This is a genomic window from Rhodococcus sp. NPDC004095 (assembly GCF_053604015.1).
In genome coordinates, this window is record NZ_JBSGGS010000009.1 from 125793 (window position 1) to 145437 (window position 19645).

The following is a 19645-nucleotide window of genomic DNA, read 5'->3' on the forward strand; positions in this document are numbered from 1 at the left end:
TTCAGCAGCAGGTCGAAGAAGCCGAGTCGTCGCCGCAGCAGCCGGCGCCGGTGTCCGTGGTCTCGGTCAGGCCCAGCATCGTGACGCCCGCCGGGGCGGCGACGACGGCTGCCGGGGCGTCGAGCCCGGCCCACTTCGCGAGCTGGGCCCGGTCGGGGTAGCGGCCGGTGATCGCGGTGACACCGTCGACGAGGACCAGCGGCAGCCCTTCCGAACCCGACAGTTTCAGGAACGCGGCGACCGGTTCCCGTTGCGCGAAGGTCAGCGGCTCACTGGCCAGGTTGAATCGGGCGATCTCGCCTCCCTGGGAACGGACCCAGTCCATGTCGGCGGAGAAGGTCACCAACGCCTGGTCGACGTCGTCACCGCAGACGCCGGTGTTGCAGCAGAGGGCGGGTTCGAAAACTTCGATGGTGCTCAACGGTTCTCCTGGTGTTGTTGGGTGAGGCGGGTGGCGAGGTCGGCGACGCGGGCGGCGATGTCGTCGCGCACGAGGCGCATCCGCTCGATGCCGTCGATGCCGCGTTCGGACGGCTCGTCGGTGTCCCAGTTCTCGAATGCGGTGCCCGGCACCTCGTCGACGTGGGCTTCGCGGCCGAGGGTGATCACGACGTCGACGTCGCGGACCAGCTGCGGGTCGACCGGTTTCGGGGTCTCGGCGGTGATGTCGACGCCGACCTCGAGCAGGGACTCGGCCGAGAGGGCGTTGACGGCAGTACCGGGTGTGGTGCCGGCGGAGTGCACGGTGACGGTGTCACCGGCGGCGGCGCGCATCAGCCCGGCCGCCATCTGGGACTTGCCGCCGTTCTTCACGCACACGAACAGCACCGAGGGTGTGCTCATCGATGTGGGTCCTTTCGGGGATCAGGTCAGTCGTCGAGGTCGAGTTCGGCGACGGCGGATTTGGCGGTGCGGCCGACGCCGAGGATCGTGGCCGAGCCGGGTCCGGTCCAGTCGCCGTAGCCGAGCAGGTGCAGGTTCGGTTCTTTCAGGGAGCGGGTTCCGCTGGTGGGCACGGTGCCGTCGGCCCCGCGCAGCCGCAGCGGCCTCAGATGGCCGAGGGCGGGCCTAAACCCGGTCGCCCACACCACGATGTCGGCGTGCTGCCGACGGTCACCCCAGGCGATCCCGTCCGTCGTGAGGTGGTCGAACATCGGAAATGCTGTCAGCGCACCACGTTCACGGGCGGCCAGCACCTCCGGGACCATCACGATGTCACCGAGGGCAGCGACGCCACCGGGATCGGGGCGCCCGGCGGCCAGCGCTGCGGCGCGGCGGGCCGCGACCTCGAACAGCGCCCGGCCGTCGACGCCGTCTGGAAGGAACCGCGGTGGCCGGCTGGTCACCCATGTGGTCGACGCGGTGGTCGAGATCTCCGCGACGAGCTGGGCTGCGGAGTTGCCGCCCCCGACGACCACGACGTCGGCGCCGGCGAACTCGTCCGGGGTGCGGTAGTCGACGGTGTGCAACTGGCGGCCGGTGAAGGTGCGTGCGCCGGGGTAGATCGGCCAGAACGGCTGCTGCCAGGTTCCGGTGGCGCTGATGACCCGGCGTGCCCGCCATATCCGGGCGCCGGCCTCGACCATCAGGTCGCTGCCGTCGCGGCGGACCGCGGTCACCCGCACCGGACGCTCGATCGGCAGGTCGTAGCGGGCTTCGTAGGCGGTGAGGTAGTCCACGACATGGCTCGCGGGCGGGAACCCGTCCCGCCAGTGGGGCATCGGCCAGCCCGGCAGGGTCGCGTACTCCGCCGGGGAGAACAGGCGCAGCGACGGCCACGTGTGCGGCCATGCCCCGCCCGGCGTGGGCTGGTCGTCGAGAATCACGAACCGGTGCCCGGCGCGTCGCAGGTAGTAGCCGGCTGCCAGTCCTGCCTGGCCGCCGCCGATCACGACCACATCGACACTCGTCGTCATCAGATCAACCTGCAGGTCAGCGGCCGGCGGAGGCGGTAGTCAGCTCCGCGATCAGCGCCTCGACCTTGGTCTTGATCTCGTCGCGGATCGGGCGGACCGCCTCGACGCCCTGCCCGGCCGGGTCCTCGAGCACCCAGTCGCGGTAGGACTTGCCGGGGAAGACCGGGCAGGTGTCGCCGCACCCCATGGTGATCACCACGTCGGAGGCCTGCACTGCATCGACGGTGAGGATCTTCGGGTTCTCGGCGGAGATGTCGATCCCGACCTCCGCCATCGCCTCCACTGCGGCCGGGTTGACCTGGTCGGCGGGCGCGGAGCCGGCGGAACGCACCTCGATCCGATCCCCGGCCAGCGCGGTGAGGAAGCCCGCGGCCATCTGGGATCGGCCCGCGTTGTGGACGCAGACGAACAGGACACTCGGAGTGGTGGACATGCACAGTCCCTTTCGAACAGGAGGGTCGGACAGACGGGAAGGGGGCGGTCAGGTGGTGGCGGTGGGCACGAGCTCGCGGAGCAGGCCGCGGACCCGGGCGTCGATATCGTCGCGGATCCGGCGGACCTGCTCGATCGGCTGGCCCTCCGGGTCGTCGAGGGTCCAGTCCAGGTACCGCTTGCCCGGATAGACCGGACACGCGTCCCCGCAGCCCATCGACACCACTACATCGGCGGCCGCGACGACGTCGTCGGTGAGCGGCTTGGGGAACTCGGTACCGAGATCGATCCCGATCTCGGTCATCGCCTCGACCACGGTCGGGGCGATCGCGTGGACGGGCGCCGACCCGGCGGAGCGGACGTGCACCCGCCCGAGACCGTGATGGTCGAGCAGCGCGGCGGCCATCTGGGACCGGCCCGCGTTGTGGACGCACACGAACAGCACCTCGGGCACTGTTTTCGGTGCCGCGCCCTGCGATTGGGCCAACGCGGAGAGGCGATCGGCGGCGAACCGGCCGGCCAGCGTCGTCAGGTGCGTGTGCACCTTCGACGTCCGCCGCAGCGCGGTGTAGGACTCGAAGACGTACCGCTCCACGGTCTGCGGGGAGAACACCCCGGTGCACTTGGCGGACAGGTCCGCTGCCGTGCGGGACAGGACCGCCTGCGGCATCAGCAGTTCCGGCTGCGGCCGGCGATCGTGGGTGCGCAGTTCCTCGTCGAACGACTGATCGGGCATCAGGACGCCTTGGCTGACACGGACACCTTCGTGGTGGGGGCGAAGCGTTTACGCAGCGCGAGCGAGACGTAGACCAGGGCGACGAGGACGGGGACCTCGATCAGCGGCCCGACGACCCCGGCCAGGGCCTGCCCGGAGGTGGCGCCGTAGGTGGCGATCGCGACGGCGATCGCGAGCTCGAAGTTGTTGCCCGCGGCGGTGAACGCGAGGGTGGTGGTGCGCTCGTACCCGAGACCCATCACCGCGCCGAGGAGGTATCCGCCGCCCCACATGATCGCGAAGTACGCGAGCAGCGGGATCGCGATCCGGACGACGTCGATCGGGTTCGAGGTGATCTGTTCGCCCTGCAGGGCGAACAGGATCACGATCGTGAACAGCAGCCCGTACAGGGCCCAGGGCCCGATCCGCGGCAGGAACTTCTGCTCGTACCACTCGCGGCCCTTCGCCTTCTCCCCGTAGCGGCGGGTGAGGAAGCCGGCGAGCAGGGGGATGCCGAGGAAGATCAGCACCGACTTCGCGATCTGCCACGGCGAGGTGTCGATCGTGGTCTGCTCGAGCCCGAGCCACCCGGGCAGGACGGAGAGGTAGAACCAGCCGAGGACGGCGAACATGAGCACCTGGAACACCGAGTTGATCGCGACCAGGACGGCCGCGGCTTCGCGGTCCCCGCACGCGAGGTCGTTCCAGATGATCACCATGGCGATGCAACGGGCGAGGCCGACGATGATCAGCCCGGTCCGGTACTCGGGAAGATCGGCGAGGAAGATCCAGGCGAGGGCGAACATCAGCGCCGGGCCGAGTACCCAGTTCAGGACCAGCGACCCGATCAGGAGCTTGCGGTCGCCGGTCACGGTGTCCAGTCGGTCGTAGCGGACCTTGGCGAGTACCGGGTACATCATGATCAGCAGGCCGAGGGCGATCGGCAGGGAGATGCCGTCGATCTCCACGGCGGACAGGACGTCACCGAGTCCGGGGATGCCCCGCCCGAGCAGGAGGCCGGCGACCATCGCGACGCCGATCCACACCGGCAGGAACCGGTCCAGGGTCGAGAGTTTCGCGACGACGGCCGGATGCTCGGTCGTGGTGGCGGCCTCGCTCACGCCGGAACCTCCGCGCATTGCGCCGACGACGCTGCGGGCTCACCCTCGGTGAGCAGCACCGCCGAGAGCTGCCGCAGCGCGGACGGAAGCACCCAGTAGTACACCCAGGTGCCGCGCCGCTCGCAGTCCAGCAGCCCGGCCTCGCGCAGCACCTTGAGGTGATGGGAGATCGTCGGCTGCGACAGGTCGAACGAACCGGAGATGTCGCACACACACGCCTCACCACCCGCGTGGGAGGCCACCAGCGACAGCAACCGCAGACGCACCGGATCCCCCAGCGCCTTGAACATCCGGGCCAGATCCCCGGCCCAGTCCTCGGTCAGGGGCTCGCGCACCAGCGGCGAGCAGCAGGCGCCGTCATCCTGTGGATCCTGATTCGACATGCATCAATATTGACAGGTATCGAATCAGTGCGCAAACAAAAGGGCCGGGTGGATGTTCGACGGGATAGCCGTCGTCGGCGACAAGGGCAGGGCCGAGCCTCAGCCGTGTGCGAGCTGGTTCCGATGGAAGTCGAAGTGCCGGCCGGGGTATCGGTAGACCTGCTCGAGGGTCATGAAGTCGGCGAAGAACGGATCCCATCGCGTCGGGAAGTGCATGCCGGAGCGGAGCGCAGCGTCGGACTCATTGGCGAGACGGCGCTGGAGGGTCTCGATGACGCGGTCGCATTTGCGCCCCATCCTCCGCCGATCGAACACGCGCGCTGCCAGGCAAGATCCTCGGTAGTTGACCTTGTCGAACACCGGAGTGGCGGCGTCGAGGACCCGCGCGAACACCCGGCTCACGCCGTCTGGCAGCCGAGCGAACATCCGCACCAGCACGAGCAGCCGACGGACGACCATGTAGCCGAAGACCATGTGGAACAGCAACTGCCCGTTCGTCCACCGGGTGCCGTTCGAGGCGCGCTCGAAATCCTTGGCACCCATGGCATCGAGGAGCTCGTGCAGCGAAATACGAGCCCGCTCGAGGTCGGCAGCTATCGCCGCTCGATCAACCGACCCGGACGGATCCGCCGTCATTTCGCTCACCCCGTCTCCCCGCACATTGTCCACTCGCCGCAGACAGCCTGACCAGGGGGAGCTGCCCCTACTGCCCGGGCGAGCGGCGTTCGAGGAAGACGGTGTCACGCCACCGCCCGTCGAGTTGGGCGATGCGTTCGCGGACCCCGACGGTGCGGAATCCGGCGGAGTGGTGCAGGGCGATGGCGGCGCGGTTGTCGGGGAGGATCGAGGTCTGCAGGGTCCACAGTCCGTCCTGGTCGGCGGCGATGACCTGGGTGCGCAGTAGGGCTTTACCTACGCCGCGGCCGCGCATCCCGTCCGCGACGTACACCGAGTTCTCCGCGACCCCGCGGTAGCAGTCCCGGCTCGACACCGGACTCAGGGCGGCCCACCCGACGACGACGCCGTCGATCTCGGCGACCCACCGGTGCCCGGGTAGCCACTCGGCGTCGAGCACGCCGCGGGTGGGGACCTCGGCGGCAAAGGTCGCGATCCCCGCGGCAAGGCCCTCGCCGTAGATGCGACGCACCGCATCCCAGTCACCGCCCTGCAACGGGCGGACGGTGACGTCGGCGGGCAGGTCGTCCGGGCAGCACGGCCGCGGGGCGAGCATGCCCATGACCACGTCCGCGGCCTGCGGCAGTCCGGTGCAGCACGCCGGGTTGACCACGACGACGGTGCTGGTGCCGTCCTTGTGGACGTTGACGAACCCGACGTCGGCGAGCTTGCGGACGTGGTGGGAGACGGTCGGCTGCCCGACCCCGAGCGCCTCGGCCAGCTCGCCGACCGTGATCCCGGCGGGGGCGCTCGCAACCTGATGCAGCAGTCGCACCCGGGTCGGTTCGGCCAGGCACGCGAACCAGCCGGCGTAGGTCGCGGCGTCCTCGGTCGCCAGTGCCTCCGCCCCGGCGAGGCGAGCGGTCCGGACGACCGGCATGTCGAGGGAAGTCATGAATTCACTATATCGATGTCCATCGATGGTTGCATTCATCGATGGACATCGATACGGTTCGAAGAATGTTGATCGATACACGTCGATGAAAGGGTATTTGTGATGCCTGACCTGCCCGTCGTTGTTGTGGGCGCCGGCCCGATCGGCCTCGCCGCCGCCGCCGAACTGCGCGAGCGAGGCCTGACCCCGCTGGTGTTCGAGCGCGGCCAGGCCGCCGGAGCGGCGGTCGCGCAGTGGAACCACGTCCGACTGTTCTCCCGCTGGTCCGAGCTGGTCGACCCGGCCGCCGAACGGCTGCTGACCACCACCGGCTGGGCCCACCCGGCCCCCGAGTCCTATCCCACCGCCTCCCAGTGGGTGAGCGACTACCTCGTCCCGCTCGCCGCCGCCCTCGGCGACGCCGTCCAGCTGGGCGCCGAGGTCGTCGGCGTCGCGCGCCGCGGCCGCGATCGGGTCGTCGACGCCGGCCGCGACACCGAACCGCTGTCGGTGCACATCCGCCGCGCCGACGGATCCGAGGACCGGATCCTCGCGGGCGCGGTGATCGACGCCTCGGGAACCTGGGGCACACCGAACCCGCTCGGCAGCGAGGGACTGCCCGCGGCCGGGGAACGCGCCGCCTCCGCCCGCATCTCCTACCGCGTCCCCGGCGTCGACGATCCGCAGGTCCGCGCCGAGTACGCGGGAAAGCACACCGTGATCGCCGGTGCCGGACACTCCGCGCTGACCGCGATCGTCACCCTCGCCTCGCTCGCCGCGGAGGCGCCGGGCACTCGGATCACCTGGGCGGTGCGCCGCGCCGGGGTCGGGACCGCGTTCGGTGGTGGCGAGGACGACCAGCTGCCCGCCCGCGGCGCCCTCGGGTTGCGGGCGAAGAAGGCCGTTGACGACGGACTGCTGCAGGTGGTGACCGGATTCCGCACCACAACGGTCGAATCCGACGGTGCCGGCCCGATCGTCCTGGTCTCCGACGCCGGACAGCGAATCGAGGCGGTGGACCGGGTCGTCGCGTTGACCGGGTTCCGCCCCGACCTGTCGTGGCTGTCGGAGATCCGCCTCGGTCTCGACCCGGTCCTGCAGGCGCCGGTGGAGTTGGCGCCGCTGATCGACCCGAACGTGCACTCCTGCGGCACCGTCTACCCGCACGGTGTCCGGGAACTGACCCACCCCGAACCGAAGGTGTACGTCGTCGGGATGAAGAGCTACGGCCGGGCCCCGACGTTCCTCGCGATGACCGGCTACGAGCAGGTCCGTTCCATCGCAGCCCATCTCGCGGGCGACGACGAGGCCGCGAACCGGGTGGAGCTGGTCCTGCCCGAGACCGGGGTGTGCGGCGGTGCGGGTGTGTTCGACGACCCGAACGCCGACGCCGCCGACAGCGGCGGTGGGTGCTGCGGCGCCCCGGCGGCACCGGAGCTGGTCACCGTCGCCCCACCGTCGGGCCGGTAGACGCCGGTGACCGAGACGACCACCTCGCCGCAGACCGGCGCCCTCGACCGGGCCGGTCTGCGGCGGGTGCTCGCCACCTTGTGCCTGACCGAGATCACCAGCTGGGGAATCCTCTACTACGCCTTCCCCGTTCTGTCGGTGGCGATCTCCCGCGAGAGCGGATGGTCTGCGTCGGTGATCGTGGCCGCCTTCTCGATCAGCCAGCTCGTCGCCGCGCTGGTCGGAATCCCCGTCGGACGGATCCTCGACAACGCCGGTCCCCGCACGGTGATGACCGCCGGCTCGGTTCTCGCGGTGCCTTCGCTGCTGCTGGTGGCGCGGGCGCCGACGCTGCCGTGGTTCTACGCCGGGTGGGTGCTGGCCGGCGCCTCGATGGGCGCGGTGCTCTACCCGCCCGCGTTCGCGGCCCTGACCCGCTGGTACGGCGCCGATCACGTCAAGGCGCTGATGATCCTCACCCTCGCCGCCGGTCTGGCCAGCACCGTGTTCGCGCCGCTGACCGCGGCGCTCGTCGAGCGATACGACTGGCGGACAACCTATCTCGTCCTCGCCGTGATCCTGGCCGCCGTCACCGTCCCCGGGCACTTCTTCGGCCTGCGGGGCCACTGGCCCGATTCGCCGCAGCATCCCGGACAGCACGCCGTCGATCACCGTGACGCCTCCCGCAGTCGCGCGTTCGCCGCCCTCGTGATTGCCCTCGCCCTCGCCGCATTCGCGGCGTTCGCCGGCGTGTTCAACCTCGTCCCCCTGCTCGTCGAACAGGGCTTCTCCCCCGGCCTGGCCGCGCTCACCCTCGGCCTCGGTGGCGCCGGACAGGTTCTCGGACGGGTCGGCTATCTGCCGCTGTCGGCCCGCACCGGGCCACTCGGCCGGACCGTCGGCATCATCGCCGCCACCGCCCTCACCACTGCCCTGCTCGGTGTCGCCGACACCGTCGTCGCACTCATCGGTGTCGCGGTCGGGGCCGGTCTCGTGCGCGGCGTGTTCACCCTCGTCCAGGCCACCGCCATCACCGACCGCTGGGGCGCAACGCACTACGGCCGCCTCAACGGGTTGATGTCCGCACCGATCGTCATCGTCATGGCTCTCGCTCCGTGGGCCGGCACCGCCCTGTCCGACTGGACCGGCAGCTACGCCCGCGCCTACCTCGTCCTCGGTGCGATCGCCCTGCTGGCCGCGGTGGTCGCCGCCGCCTCCATGCCCCGCCCCACCCCTGAATCCGAGCCCTGACCCGCAAGGACCCCCGATGCCCGACTACGACGCCCTCGTCATCGGCGGCGGCCAATCCGGCCTCGCCACCGCCCACGCACTGCGCCGCGAACGCCTCCGTACCGCGGTGCTCGAGGCATCCGACGAACCCGTCGGATCCTGGCCGCACTACTACGACAGCCTCACCCTGTTCTCCCCCGCGAAATACAGTGCCCTGCCGGGACTCCCCTTCCCCGGCGACGGCGACCGCTACCCGCACCGAGACGAGGTCGTCGAATACCTGCGCCGCTACGCCAAGTCCCTCGACGCCGACATCCACGTCAACCAGCGCGTCGCGACCGTCTCACACGACGGCCGCCTCTACACCGCTACCACCGATACCGGGGAAACGTTCACCGCACCGCGGATCGTCGGCGCCACCGGCGGATTCGGATCACCCAACATCCCGACGCTGCCCGGGCAGGACGGCTTCACCGGCACGATCATCCACGCCAGCCTCTATCGCAACCCCACCGACCACACCGGCGAACACGTCATCGTCGTCGGCGCCGGGAACTCCGCCGTCCAGATCGCCGCCGAACTCGCCGACACCGCCCACGTCACCCTCGCCTGCCGCACACCACCGAAGTTCGCGCCCCAGCGGCCCCTTGGCCGCGACATGCACTTCTGGTTCACCGTCACCGGCCTCGACGCCCTCCCGATCGGGCACCTGCTCCACCGGTCTCCGACCGCACCGGTGTTCGACACCGGCCGCTACCGCACCGCCCTCGCCGCCGGGGAACCCCGGGCCCGCGACATGTTCACCGGTCTCACCGGGCGCACCGCGCTCTGGCCGGACGGCACCATCACCGATGCGGACACGATCATCCTCGCCACCGGCTACACCCCCCACCTGCCCTACCTCGCCGACCTCGGCGCACTCACCGACACCGGACACCCCCACCACCGAAGGGGCCTGTCCACCACCCACCCCGGTGTCGGCTACGTCGGCCTCGAATGGCAACGCAGTCTCTCCTCCGCATCGCTACGCGGCGTCGGCCGCGACGCCCGGTACCTGGTCAGCCGGTTGGTCCTGTAAACGAGCGTGGGAATCGCCGGATGCGGGTGCGTCCATTACGCGGCCGGTTCGTCTGAGAAAGCGGACTCCCATCCACCACCGGGTGGGAGCACGCCTTCCGAGAGGAACCTCCGATGATCATCCACCTGTCCGCCCACCCCGCCGGAGACCACCGTGGGGGTGTGCGATGAGCGCGCCGGCCGTCGTGGTCGAGGACCTGCATGTCGCCTACGGCAAGACATGGGCCCTTGACGGCGTCGACCTGGCAGCTGCCGCCGGGACGACGCTCGGGGTGCTCGGCCACAACGGTGCCGGCAAAACGACCCTGATCCGCACGTTGACCACCCTCGTGCGGCCCACCATCGGCCGCGTGCAGATCGAGGGCCTCGACGTGGTCGGTGACGCCACCGCGGTGCGCCGCCGGATCGGTGTGACCGGCCAATACTCCGGACTCGACGAATTCCTCACCGCCAGGGAGAACCTGGAGCTGATCGGCCGCCTGACCGGACTGCGGCGCACCGCCCGCGCCCGGGCCGACGCGCTGATCGACCGGCTCGGGTTGCACGAATACGCGGCCCGGCGGGTCGGGGAACTCTCCGGGGGCTCACGCCGCCGGATCGATCTCGCCGCCGGCCTCGTCGGGACCCCGTCAGTTTTGTTCCTGGACGAGCCGACCACGGGTCTGGACCCCCTTGCTCGCGCCGGACTGTGGGACGTCGTGGACGAGCTCACTGCCGCGGGCACCACCGTCGTGCTCACCACGCAGTACCTCGAGGAAGCCGACCGGCTCGCCGACCACATCGTGGTCCTGCACCGCGGCAGGGTCGCCGCCCGCGGCACCCCCACCGAGCTGAAACAGATCGTCGGAGGCAAGGTCCTCAGCGCCACCATCCCGGCCGGCCAGATCGCCGACCTGCCGTTCATCCCGGATGCCGACAGGGTCGACGGCGACCGGGCTCGGGTGTCGGTCACCGTCGACGACGCCACCGCCGCGACCGCGCTGGTCGCCGACCTGCACCGCGGCGGCATCGAGATCACCGACCTCGACGTGACCTCGCCCAGCCTCGAGGACGTCTTCACCCACCTCGCCCACACCACAGGAGCCCACCGATGACCACCACCACGCCCTCGATCGAGCGTTCCCCGATCGGGAACCAACTGGCCGCGCTCACCATCCGTAACCTGCGCACCAGCGCCCGCGTCCCGCAGCTGCTGATGTTCTCACTGACCATGCCGATGGCGATGCTCGTGCTGTTCAGTCAGGTCTTCCGCAGCGTCGCCGCCGGACCCGGTTTCCCGGCCGGGGTCAGCTACATCGTCTTCCTCACCCCGGCGATGCTCGCTGTCTCCACCGTGATGGCCGGCACCAACGCCGGGGTCTCCGCCGCGATCGATCACACCAACGGCCTCCACGACCGCTTTGCGGCCCTGCCCATGCGGGCGGTGCTGCCGGGCGTTGCTCGCACCGTCAACGAGGCCGTCTTCACCCTCGCCCGGGCAGCGCTGCTCGGGATCGCTGCCGTGGCACTGGGTTTCGAGTTCCACGGCACCGCACTCGATGCCGTCGCCGCGATCGTGGTGCTGGTGGTGCTGGCCGGGGCGATGAGCGCCCTGTTCGGGTTGATCGGGGACCGGCTGCGCCGACCGGACGTGGTCCAGTTCGCCGGGATGATGGTGATGATGCCGCTGATGTTCATCTCCAGTGCGTTCGCGCCGCTCGAGACCATGCCCGGCTGGATGCAGGCCATGGCGACGGTGAATCCGGTCGCGCACGCCACCGAGGCCCTGCGCGGGGATGTGCTCGGCACCGCCACCGTCGGGGACACCGTCGCTGCCCTGGTCGCGGCGATCGGGTTGTGGGCCGCGGTCACCGCGGTCCCCGGCCTCACCCGACTGATCCGGTCGGCACGCGCCAGCTGAACGAACGACCCACCCGCCCGCCTTTCCACCTGAGGGAAGGGCGGGCGGGGTCTTCGCATTCGCTGCCCGTCCGGAGCCGGGCACTCCGCTGGCCCCTACCCTGCGGAAAGGGGTAGGGGCCAGGAGAACGCTGTGGTCAGCGGATGCGCCCCGTGCGGCGTCGGCGGCGCTCATGCGGCGGCGTCGAGCAGATGCAGTTCCTCCGCCACGATCAGATCGACCACTTCGCTGGTCAGATCCGACAACAGATGTGTGGTCAGCATCGCTCACACCTCCTCATCACGCTTCTACTGGTTCGTCGAACCGGAGAATCCGGAATCGACATCGACACCCATACAGACGAGGCACCCCGGATTCGGACGCAGAATGCGTCCGATCGCGGTCGCCGTCGTCGGGTCGTCGGCGAGAAACCTGCACTGAGGGGGTCGCGACCGCGCGGCCAGACGTGGATGCTGGAAGCGGAGAGGAACCAGAATCATGGGCGAGGACACGGCCACCACGACGACATCCCAACCGGAGCCGGCTGATCTCGACCAGCTCTGGCGCCGCTTCTCGAGCGACTTGCGGGCCTTCATCGCCCGCCGGGTCTCGAGTCCCGAGGATGCCGACGACATTCTGTCGATCGTGTTCCTGCGGATGGCCAATAGCCTCGACAACCTGCGCGAGCAGGACCGCATCCTGGGCTGGATGTATGCGATCACCCGCAACGCGATCACCGACTACTACCGGTCCGCGCCCCATCGCCGCGAGCTGGCCGTCGACACCGTCCCCGACAATCCTCCCGACGACGCGCCGGACGCCGACGCGGCTGCGGAGAAAGAACTCGCTTCCTGCCTGGTGCCGATGCTCTCGCGGCTACCTGCCGAGCAGGCCGCGGCGGTGAAGATGGTCGACCTCGACTCCCGGACCCACGCCGCGGCCGCCGGCGAGGCGGGAATCTCGGTGTCCGGGATGAAATCTCGAGTCCAGCGCGGCCGCGCCGCCCTCCAGGCCCAATTGCACGCCTGCTGTCAGATCAGCCAGGACCGGACCGGCCACGTGCACGACTACCAGGCCCGCAGCGGATCGTGTGCCTGCGGAGCCAACTCACCCGCCGACCAGGAGACGGCACACCAGCTCGGGAGCGACGACCGGACGGCCGCGAGGTCACCCCGACAATGAAGTGGCGCGGTGCGAGCCCCGTTCGCTCGCACCGCGCCTCTCGCCCTGAAGGCTACTGGCAGCCGCACCCGCCGCCGGCAGTCGCCGCCGGACCACAGCACGTCGACTTCTCACTGTGGTCGCAGCAGATGGCCTGCCGTTCGGAGCTGCAACACGTGGGCGCCGCAGCCTGAGATGTTACGTCCGTTCGATCCGCAGCCGGGGCCTCGAACTCGTTGGGGTTGGTCATGGTGACTCCTTGATCGGTGGGATGGACACCAGATCAGACGGAGGGAACGGAGAATGGACGCACCGGGCGCTGCCACAGCGGCGAACCGACCCGCACGAGCCGATCACGGCCGCGTTCGTCACAGCAGCGTGGACCAGTACGAGTAGAACCGGTGGATCACCAGTGCGGCCACCGCCAGGAACCACACCGTGACCGGCACCAGGTGGTTCCCTCCCGCGGCCACCACCTCGGCACGTACCGGCCGGGAGAAGGTGCCGTGGTGCAGGTTCCGCAGGGTGACGTACCAGAAGATCGGGACGGTCACCGCCCACACGACCATGCAGTACGGGCAGAGGGCGCCGATGACGTAGAGACTCTGCGCGATCAGCCAGTGCACGAACACGACCGCAGCGGTCACCCCGACCTGCAGGCCCAGCCAGTACCAGCGGGCGAAGCGGGCGCCGGCGAGCAACCCGGCGCCGGTGGCCGCGACCGCTGCGAACCCCGTGATGCCGAGCAGGGAGTTGGGGAATCCGAAAACCGACGCCTGGGCGGTGGACATCACCGAACCGCAGTTGAGGACCGGGTTCAGGCTGCAGGACGGGATGTAGTTCGAATCCGCTGCGAGGGCGAACTTCTCGACCGTGAGCACGAACGCGGCCACCAGTCCCGTCAGGCCGCCGACGAGCAGCCGCCACGGCAGCGCCCGGTCGAACGGCGCGCTGTCACCGACCTCCGCTCCCGAGATGTCGGCGTCAGCCGAGGGCGGCGTCGAGCGCATCGGTCAGATCCTGGTAGGTGGAGGGCTCGAATCGTTGGCCGTCGAGGAAGAACGACGGGGTGCCCTGCACTCCGAGCGCTTCGCCGTCGGCGACGTCCGCGGCGATCCGGGCCGCGGTCGCCGGGTCGGCGTACGCGGCGTCGTAGGCGGCCATGTCGAGCCCGAGGTCGACGGCGAAGGCCCGGAAGACGTCGTCCTTCGGGACCCGCTGCTCACCCCACTCCGCCTGCGTCTCGTACATCCGCTGATACATCTGCTCGAAGTTGCCTTGCTGCGCAGCAGCTTCCACGGCCCGGGCCGCTCGCTCGGCATTGAAGTGCCCGGGCAGCGGGAAGTAGCGAACCACGAAGGCGACGCGGTCTCCGTACTCGGCGCGCAGGTCCTCGATCGCGGGATACACCGACCGGCAGGCCTCGCACTCGAAGTCGAGGAACTCCACGAACGTCGGACTTCCCTCCGGTGCCGACGAGAGACGGTGGCTGTCCGCGCGCACCACCGCCGCCGGGTTCGAACCGGCATCCGCGGCGGATTCGTCGGCCTCGTCTCCGGTTCGACCGACCAGCAGAATCGCCGCCACCGCGACGACGAACGCGACCAGCAGAGCCAGCGAGATCTTCACCCCGCGCGTCACGCGGCGGCATCCGATCCGGCGAATAACCCGGACAAACAGGGCACATTTTCCATGTCGGCACCCTAACGGCCGGCGATATGAGGAACCTGAGACGGTTCCCAGTCATATCAATGTCCATTAGAATATCGATATGACAGACCCCGCGGACACCTGCGACCTGCTCTGCCTCGACCTGCCACACGCCGAGCGGATCCGGGCCGAGCTCCCGACGCCGGCACGTGTCGAACCCGCCGCCGCCGCGGCCCGCGCGCTCGGCGACCCCACCCGCCTGACCATCGCGACCGCACTGCGCGCCGGCGACGAGTTGTGCGTGTGCGACATGGCGTGGGTGGTCGGACAGGCCCAGAACCTCGTGTCGCATCATCTGCGGCAGCTGAAGGTCGCCGGACTGGTCACCTCCCGCCGTCAGGGCCGACTGGTGATGTACGCGCTGACCCCGCGCGGCCGGGCACTCGTCGACGCCGTCGTCGGCGCCCCCGAGATCGATGCACTGGAGTCCGAGCGTGTCTGACGCCTGCTGCGGGCCCTCACCCTCCGACACCGAGACCGGAGCACCCGAGCCCGACCGGGGCCCCGGCCGGTTGTGGCAGGTCCGCGAGCTGCAGTGCGCGGCCGCCGCGGCGATCCTGCTCGCCCTCGCCTGGGCGGTTGGCCGCGCAGGAGCCCACCCGGTGGCCACGGCACTCGAACTCGCGGCCGTCGTCGCCGCCGCGTCGACCTTCGTGCCCGCCGCGCTGACCAACCTCCGACACCGGCGAATCGGGGTCGGAACCCTGATGACCATCGCCGCGGTCGGCGCGGTCGCCCTCGGCCAGTACCCCGAGGCGGCGATGCTCGGCATCCTCTTCTCGATCGCCGAGGGACTCGAGCGCTACGCGGTCACCCGCACCCGACGCGGACTGCGAGCGCTCCTGTCCCTGGTCCCGCCGACCGCGACGGTCCTGCGCGGCGGCCGCGAGATGTCGGTTGCGCCGGACGATCTCGCGCTCGGCGACCGGATGCTGCTACGCCCCGGTGAGCGGGCCGCCACCGACGGCGTGATCCGCTCGGGCCGCACCAGCCTCGACCTGTCCGCCATCACCGGCGAATCCGTTCCGCTCGAGGCCGGTCCGGGCGACGAGCTGTACGCCGGCACGATCAACGGCGGTGGCGCCATCGAGGTCGATGTCACCGCCCTCGCCTCCGACAGCTCCCTGACCCGCATCGTGCACATCGTCGAGGAAGCCCAGGAACGCAAGGGCGCCGGGCAGCGACTGGCCGACACCATCGCCAGGCCACTCGTTCCCATGATCATGGTCGTCGCCGCCCTGGTCGCCGGTATCGGCTCGCTGTTCGGCGATCCGCTGCTGTGGATCGAACGCGCCCTGGTCGTACTCGTCGCCGCCTCCCCCTGCGCGCTGGCGATCGCGGTCCCCCTCACCGTGGTCGCCGCGATCGGGGCGTCGAGCCGGCACGGCGCGTTGATCAAGGGCGGCGCCGCGCTCGAGGAACTCGGCCGCATCCGCGTCGTCGCCCTCGACAAGACCGGCACCCTGACCCGCAACACTCCGCAGGTCGTCGCCACGACCGCCGCGCCCGGCATCTCCGAAGCCGAGGTCCTCGCCGCAGCGGCCGCGCTCGAAGCACGCAGCGAACACCCCCTCGCCGCAGCGATCCTCACCGCCACCGCCACACCGGTGACCCCGGCCGACGACGTCACCGCGGTGCCCGGCCACGGACTGACCGGAACCCTCGCAGGCCGTGCGCTGCGGTTGGGAAAGCCCGGATGGATCGACGCCGGCTCCCTGGCCGCGGACGTCGCCGGGCTGCAGGAGGCGGGCGCCACCGTGGTGATCGTCGAACAAGCCGGATCGGCGATCGGGGCGATCGCCGTCCGCGACGAACTGCGCCCCGAAGCCGCCGAGACCGTCGACCGGCTGCGCCGACTCGGCGTCGACGTCGCGATGCTCACCGGCGACAACGAACGCACCGCCCACGCCCTGGCCGCCGACGCCGGGATCGCCACAGTCCACGCCGAACTGCTCCCCGAGGACAAGGCGAAGATGCTGCCGGTCCTCGCTGCGGGCCGCCGGGTCGCGATGGTCGGCGACGGCATCAACGACGCCCCGGCCCTGGCCACCTCCGACGTCGGCATCGCGATGGGGGCCATGGGAACCGACGTCGCCATCGAGACCGCCGATGTCGCCCTGATGGGCGAGGACCTGCGCCACCTGCCCCAGGTGCTCGCCCACGCCCGCCGCGCCCGCCGAATCATGGTGCAGAACATCGGATTCTCGCTCGCCATCATCACCGTGCTCATCCCGCTGGCCGCGACCGGTGTCCTCGGCCTCGCGACCGTGGTGTTCATTCACGAGTTCGCCGAGGTGCTCGTCATCGGCAACGCCATCCGCGCGGCCCGCTCCACCACACTGCCCGGACTCACCTCTACGTCGACCGCCGCGGGTCCGATCCACGTGAGCATCGCACCCGCGCACGGTCTCGCCGACGCGTGCTGCCCACCACCCGTACCACCCTCGACGACCACCGACACCCCTCGGACCGGATCATCGACAACGCGCACGCCCATCACACCGGGCACAGTCGCGCCGAACAGTCCCCCGGGTCACGACTGCGACTGCTGTGCCCAAGAAGACCCCGGCCCGGCCCGCGCCGGTCGGACCGCAAAACTCGACGGGGCGGACCGTCCGCACTGATCACCGAACCGCGGGCCGCCCTGGCGGGGCCGTGCGATGCTGGAGTCACACCAGGGACAACGAGCCGGTCGGGAGGCTTTCATGGGGTTCTACTCGGATCGGATCGTGCCACGCCTCGTGGACGTCTCGTGCGGGATGTCGGTCACCGGCCCCTCCCGGAAACGGGCGTGCGCCGGGCTGCACGGCCGAGTCGTCGAGATCGGGTTCGGGTCGGGGCTCAACGTCCCGTTCTATCCGGACGCGGTCGATTCGGTCAGCGCGGTCGAGCCTGCCGACCTCGGCTGGAAGCTGGCCGGCAAACGCCTGTCGGCGTCCACCGTTCCGGTCCAGCGATCCGGGCTCGACGGGCAGTCACTCCCGTTCCCGGACAACAGCTTCGACACCGCCCTGTCGACGTGGACGATGTGCACGATCCCCGATGTCGATGCAGCCTTGAAGGAGGTGCGGCGCGTCCTCAAGCCGGGCGGAACCCTGCACTTCGTCGAACATGGGCTCGCGCCGCACGAGAAGGTGCGCCGCTGGCAGTACCGCTTCGAGCCGATCCAGAAGGCCGTCGCCGGTGGCTGCCACCTCACGCGTGAGATCCCCGCCCTCGTACGATCCGCGGGCTTCGAGATCCGGGACCTGGACACGTTCTACGAGAAGGGCGCCCCGAAGATGATGGGCGCACTCTCACTCGGGGTCGCCACGCCCGTCACCGATTGACGACGGGAGGGGCGGCGCTCCGGTCGACGGGGTGCGCGCTCCGCGGCGGGCCCAGTACAGCACCGGAACGAGAAGCAACGCGAGCACGCCACCACCGAGCGAGAGCGTCGCATAGTCGGTCGCGGACATCACCACCCCCGACAGCGCGCCGCCGCCCGCACCGGCGAGGGCGATCAGGACGTCGATCGTCCCCTGCGTGCGCGGCCGGTTCTCCGGGACGGTGGCGTCGACGACCAGCGCCGTCCCGGCGATCAACCCGAAGTTCCAGCCCAGGCCGAGCAGTGCCAACGCCACGATCAGCAACGTGAGCGAATCGGCCGGCGCCACCGCGGCGGTCACCCCGGCGAGCAGCAGGGTGACCCCCGACGCGGCCGCCATCGGAAGCCGTCCGATCCTGTCGACGAGGACACCGGTGACCAGCGACGGCAGATACATGGCGCCGACGTGGATTCCGATCACCAGACCGACCTCCCCCAACGCGTGACCGTGCGCCCGCATGTGCACCGGGGTCATCGTCATGATGGCGATCATCGCGACCTGCGTGAGCACCATGACCGCGGCACCGACATAGGCGCCCACCCCCGGACGCGGCGGCGCGCCGTCGAGGGTGCCCGCGCCGATACCAGCGGAATCGAGTTGCCGGGCAACGAGATACGGGTCCGGACGAAGCAACGCGAACAGCACCGAACCCGCCGCGAGGTAGGCAGCGGCGGCGAGCAGGAACGGCCCCGACAGCGCAGGCAGGCCGAACGCCTCCGCGACGTGACCGAGCGGCTCGACGAGGTTCGGGCCCGCGACCGCGCCGAGGGTGGTCGACACCATCGCCACGCTGATCGCCGTCCCCCGGCGCGCTGCCGTGGCGAGATCCGTCCCGGCGTACCGCGCCTGCAGGTTCGTCGCCGTACCCGCGCCGTAGACGAACAGCGACACCAGCAGCAGGGGCACGTTGTCGCTCGCGGCGGCGAGAACCACCCCGATCGCACCGATGCCACCGGCACCGAAACCGAGCCCGAGGCCCACCCGGCGTCCGTGGCGCTGCGTGATGCGCCCGACCAGGAAGGCGGCGAGGGCCGACCCGAGCGTGAACAGGGCGGTCGGCGCGCCCGCCAGACTGTCCGAACCGAGCATCTCCTGCGCCAGCAGGGCACCGACCGTGATTCCGGCGGCCAGACCGGCACCGCCGAGGATCTGGCTCAGGACGACGACGGTCAATGTGCGCTTCTGCACCCGCCGCAGTTCCGCGTCGTCGAGGACGGACACCTGCGTATTCACCACTTCTACAGGTGAGATCAGGGGCGCGGCAGCAGCACGTCGGAGTCGAAGCAGGTGTGGGTGCCGGTGTGGCAGGCCGCGCCCTCCTGATCGACGATCAGCAGGACGGTGTCGCCGTCGCAGTCGAGGCGCACCTCGTGCACGTACTGGGTGTGGCCCGAGGTTTCCCCCTTGACCCAGTACTGCTGCCGGGAGCGCGAAAAATACGTTCCCTTACGGGTTTCCAGCGTGCGCGCCAGCGCCTCGTCGTCCATCCACGCGACCATCAGCACATCACCCGTCGAACGCTCCTGCGCGACAGCACTGAACAGACCGGCCTCGTTGCGCTTGAGCCGGGCCGAGATTGCGGGATCAAGACTCATGTGACCGTTATACCGTGGCACGTTTCCGGTCGACGCTCGGGGCGTGCACGGCCGTCGACC

General features: G+C 70.3%; 22 protein-coding genes. 9 read left to right on the forward strand and 13 right to left on the reverse strand.

The window, feature by feature from the left end:
- Nucleotide 1 precedes the first annotated feature (1 nt).
- The 9 genes from arsD to ACWEPG_RS18630 form a co-directional block, all read right to left on the reverse strand.
- Entirely contained in the window at nt 2-421 is a 420-nt protein-coding gene (gene arsD / locus ACWEPG_RS18590) for an arsenite efflux transporter metallochaperone ArsD (protein ID WP_450115533.1), read from the reverse strand.
- On the reverse strand, nt 418-843 hold the full coding sequence (locus tag ACWEPG_RS18595) for an arsenate-mycothiol transferase ArsC (protein WP_450115534.1): 426 nt from the start codon (nt 841-843) through the stop codon (nt 418-420). The genes arsD and ACWEPG_RS18595 overlap by 4 nt, the downstream gene beginning before the upstream one ends.
- A 26-nt stretch (nt 844-869) precedes the next feature.
- Entirely contained in the window at nt 870-1916 is a 1047-nt protein-coding gene (locus ACWEPG_RS18600) for an ArsO family NAD(P)H-dependent flavin-containing monooxygenase (protein WP_450115535.1), read from the reverse strand.
- Between the two features lie 16 nt (nt 1917-1932).
- Complete coding sequence (locus ACWEPG_RS18605; RefSeq protein WP_450115536.1) at nt 1933-2349, reverse strand: arsenate reductase ArsC; 417 nt, start codon at nt 2347-2349, stop codon at nt 1933-1935.
- A 48-nt stretch (nt 2350-2397) separates the two neighbouring features.
- Entirely contained in the window at nt 2398-3084 is a 687-nt protein-coding gene (locus ACWEPG_RS18610) for an arsenate reductase ArsC (protein WP_450115537.1), read from the reverse strand.
- Nucleotides 3084-4184, reverse strand: coding sequence for an ACR3 family arsenite efflux transporter (arsB, locus tag ACWEPG_RS18615; protein WP_450115538.1), 1101 nt, complete (start codon nt 4182-4184; stop codon nt 3084-3086). Before arsB ends, ACWEPG_RS18610 begins: the two co-directional genes overlap by 1 nt.
- Nucleotides 4181-4567, reverse strand: coding sequence for an ArsR/SmtB family transcription factor (locus tag ACWEPG_RS18620; protein ID WP_452594966.1), 387 nt, complete (start codon nt 4565-4567; stop codon nt 4181-4183). The genes arsB and ACWEPG_RS18620 overlap by 4 nt, the downstream gene beginning before the upstream one ends.
- Before the next feature lie 99 nt (nt 4568-4666).
- Complete coding sequence (locus ACWEPG_RS18625; protein WP_452595053.1) at nt 4667-5203, reverse strand: DinB family protein; 537 nt, start codon at nt 5201-5203, stop codon at nt 4667-4669.
- Nucleotides 5204-5270: 67 nt separating this feature from the next.
- Nucleotides 5271-6137 carry a helix-turn-helix domain-containing GNAT family N-acetyltransferase gene (locus ACWEPG_RS18630; protein WP_452594967.1) on the reverse strand — a complete coding sequence of 289 codons (867 nt, stop codon included), beginning with the start codon at nt 6135-6137 and terminating at the stop codon, nt 5271-5273.
- A 102-nt stretch (nt 6138-6239) separates the two neighbouring features.
- On the opposite strand from ACWEPG_RS18630, the gene ACWEPG_RS18635 reads away from it, so the two are divergent.
- The 6 genes from ACWEPG_RS18635 (at nt 6240) to ACWEPG_RS18660 (ending at nt 12933) form a co-directional block, all read left to right on the forward strand.
- On the forward strand, nt 6240-7586 hold the full coding sequence (locus ACWEPG_RS18635) for an NAD(P)-binding domain-containing protein (protein ID WP_452594968.1): 1347 nt from the start codon (nt 6240-6242) through the stop codon (nt 7584-7586).
- Between the two features lie 6 nt (nt 7587-7592).
- Complete coding sequence (locus ACWEPG_RS18640) at nt 7593-8816, forward strand: MFS transporter (RefSeq protein WP_450115542.1); 1224 nt, start codon at nt 7593-7595, stop codon at nt 8814-8816.
- A 16-nt stretch (nt 8817-8832) separates the two neighbouring features.
- The gene (locus ACWEPG_RS18645; protein ID WP_450115543.1) at nt 8833-9873 is read left to right on the forward strand and encodes a flavin-containing monooxygenase; all 1041 of its coding nucleotides are present in this window, start codon (nt 8833-8835) and stop codon (nt 9871-9873) included.
- Nucleotides 9874-10039: 166 nt separating this feature from the next.
- Entirely contained in the window at nt 10040-10966 is a 927-nt protein-coding gene (locus ACWEPG_RS18650; RefSeq protein ID WP_450115544.1) for an ATP-binding cassette domain-containing protein, read from the forward strand.
- A complete protein-coding gene (locus ACWEPG_RS18655) occupies nt 10963-11772 on the forward strand; it encodes an ABC transporter permease (protein ID WP_450115545.1) in 810 nt (269 codons plus the stop codon). Before ACWEPG_RS18650 ends, ACWEPG_RS18655 begins: the two co-directional genes overlap by 4 nt.
- A gap of 477 nt (nt 11773-12249) precedes the next feature.
- Entirely contained in the window at nt 12250-12933 is a 684-nt protein-coding gene (locus tag ACWEPG_RS18660; protein ID WP_450115546.1) for a sigma-70 family RNA polymerase sigma factor, read from the forward strand.
- Between the two features lie 347 nt (nt 12934-13280).
- On the opposite strand, the gene ACWEPG_RS18665 is transcribed toward ACWEPG_RS18660, so the two are convergent.
- Nucleotides 13281-13922: a vitamin K epoxide reductase family protein gene (locus ACWEPG_RS18665; protein ID WP_452594969.1), complete on the reverse strand. Its 642-nt coding sequence runs from the start codon at nt 13920-13922 to the stop codon at nt 13281-13283.
- The gene (locus ACWEPG_RS18670) at nt 13897-14553 is read right to left on the reverse strand and encodes a DsbA family protein (protein ID WP_452594970.1); all 657 of its coding nucleotides are present in this window, start codon (nt 14551-14553) and stop codon (nt 13897-13899) included. Before ACWEPG_RS18670 ends, ACWEPG_RS18665 begins: the two co-directional genes overlap by 26 nt.
- A 130-nt stretch (nt 14554-14683) precedes the next feature.
- Here ACWEPG_RS18670 and ACWEPG_RS18675 point away from each other — a divergent pair, with 130 nt between their 5' ends.
- From ACWEPG_RS18675 to ACWEPG_RS18685, 3 genes are all read left to right on the forward strand, one after another.
- The gene (locus tag ACWEPG_RS18675; RefSeq protein ID WP_452594971.1) at nt 14684-15064 is read left to right on the forward strand and encodes an ArsR/SmtB family transcription factor; all 381 of its coding nucleotides are present in this window, start codon (nt 14684-14686) and stop codon (nt 15062-15064) included.
- Nucleotides 15057-17246 carry a heavy metal translocating P-type ATPase gene (locus tag ACWEPG_RS18680; RefSeq protein ID WP_452594972.1) on the forward strand — a complete coding sequence of 730 codons (2190 nt, stop codon included), beginning with the start codon at nt 15057-15059 and terminating at the stop codon, nt 17244-17246. Before ACWEPG_RS18675 ends, ACWEPG_RS18680 begins: the two co-directional genes overlap by 8 nt.
- 81 nt (nt 17247-17327) lie before the next feature.
- Nucleotides 17328-17951: a class I SAM-dependent methyltransferase gene (locus tag ACWEPG_RS18685; RefSeq protein WP_450114816.1), complete on the forward strand. Its 624-nt coding sequence runs from the start codon at nt 17328-17330 to the stop codon at nt 17949-17951.
- Here ACWEPG_RS18685 and ACWEPG_RS18690 read toward each other — a convergent pair.
- Nucleotides 17919-19223: an MFS transporter gene (locus tag ACWEPG_RS18690; protein ID WP_452594973.1), complete on the reverse strand. Its 1305-nt coding sequence runs from the start codon at nt 19221-19223 to the stop codon at nt 17919-17921. The two genes, ACWEPG_RS18685 and ACWEPG_RS18690, sit on opposite strands and share 33 nt — an antisense overlap.
- A gap of 17 nt (nt 19224-19240) precedes the next feature.
- Nucleotides 19241-19585: a phosphoribosyl-AMP cyclohydrolase gene (hisI, locus tag ACWEPG_RS18695; RefSeq protein ID WP_345345785.1), complete on the reverse strand. Its 345-nt coding sequence runs from the start codon at nt 19583-19585 to the stop codon at nt 19241-19243.
- Nucleotides 19586-19645: the final 60 nt, after the last annotated feature.

Coding starts and splice junctions, on each gene's coding strand:
- ACWEPG_RS18595 (WP_450115534.1), bottom strand. CDS start 843: ATGAGCACACCCTCGGTGCTGTTCGTGTGCGTGAAGAACGGCGGCAAG.
- ACWEPG_RS18600 (WP_450115535.1), bottom strand. CDS start 1,916: ATGACGACGAGTGTCGATGTGGTCGTGATCGGCGGCGGCCAGGCAGGA.
- ACWEPG_RS18605 (WP_450115536.1), bottom strand. CDS start 2,349: ATGTCCACCACTCCGAGTGTCCTGTTCGTCTGCGTCCACAACGCGGGC.
- ACWEPG_RS18610 (WP_450115537.1), bottom strand. CDS start 3,084: ATGCCCGATCAGTCGTTCGACGAGGAACTGCGCACCCACGATCGCCGG.
- ACWEPG_RS18620 (WP_452594966.1), bottom strand. CDS start 4,567: ATGTCGAATCAGGATCCACAGGATGACGGCGCCTGCTGCTCGCCGCTG.
- ACWEPG_RS18625 (WP_452595053.1), bottom strand. CDS start 5,203: ATGACGGCGGATCCGTCCGGGTCGGTTGATCGAGCGGCGATAGCTGCC.
- ACWEPG_RS18630 (WP_452594967.1), bottom strand. CDS start 6,137: ATGACTTCCCTCGACATGCCGGTCGTCCGGACCGCTCGCCTCGCCGGG.
- ACWEPG_RS18635 (WP_452594968.1), top strand. CDS start 6,240: ATGCCTGACCTGCCCGTCGTTGTTGTGGGCGCCGGCCCGATCGGCCTC.
- ACWEPG_RS18645 (WP_450115543.1), top strand. CDS start 8,833: ATGCCCGACTACGACGCCCTCGTCATCGGCGGCGGCCAATCCGGCCTC.
- ACWEPG_RS18650 (WP_450115544.1), top strand. CDS start 10,040: ATGAGCGCGCCGGCCGTCGTGGTCGAGGACCTGCATGTCGCCTACGGC.
- ACWEPG_RS18655 (WP_450115545.1), top strand. CDS start 10,963: ATGACCACCACCACGCCCTCGATCGAGCGTTCCCCGATCGGGAACCAA.
- ACWEPG_RS18660 (WP_450115546.1), top strand. CDS start 12,250: ATGGGCGAGGACACGGCCACCACGACGACATCCCAACCGGAGCCGGCT.
- ACWEPG_RS18665 (WP_452594969.1), bottom strand. CDS start 13,922: ATGCGCTCGACGCCGCCCTCGGCTGACGCCGACATCTCGGGAGCGGAG.
- ACWEPG_RS18675 (WP_452594971.1), top strand. CDS start 14,684: ATGACAGACCCCGCGGACACCTGCGACCTGCTCTGCCTCGACCTGCCA.
- ACWEPG_RS18685 (WP_450114816.1), top strand. CDS start 17,328: ATGGGGTTCTACTCGGATCGGATCGTGCCACGCCTCGTGGACGTCTCG.
- hisI (WP_345345785.1), bottom strand. CDS start 19,585: ATGAGTCTTGATCCCGCAATCTCGGCCCGGCTCAAGCGCAACGAGGCC.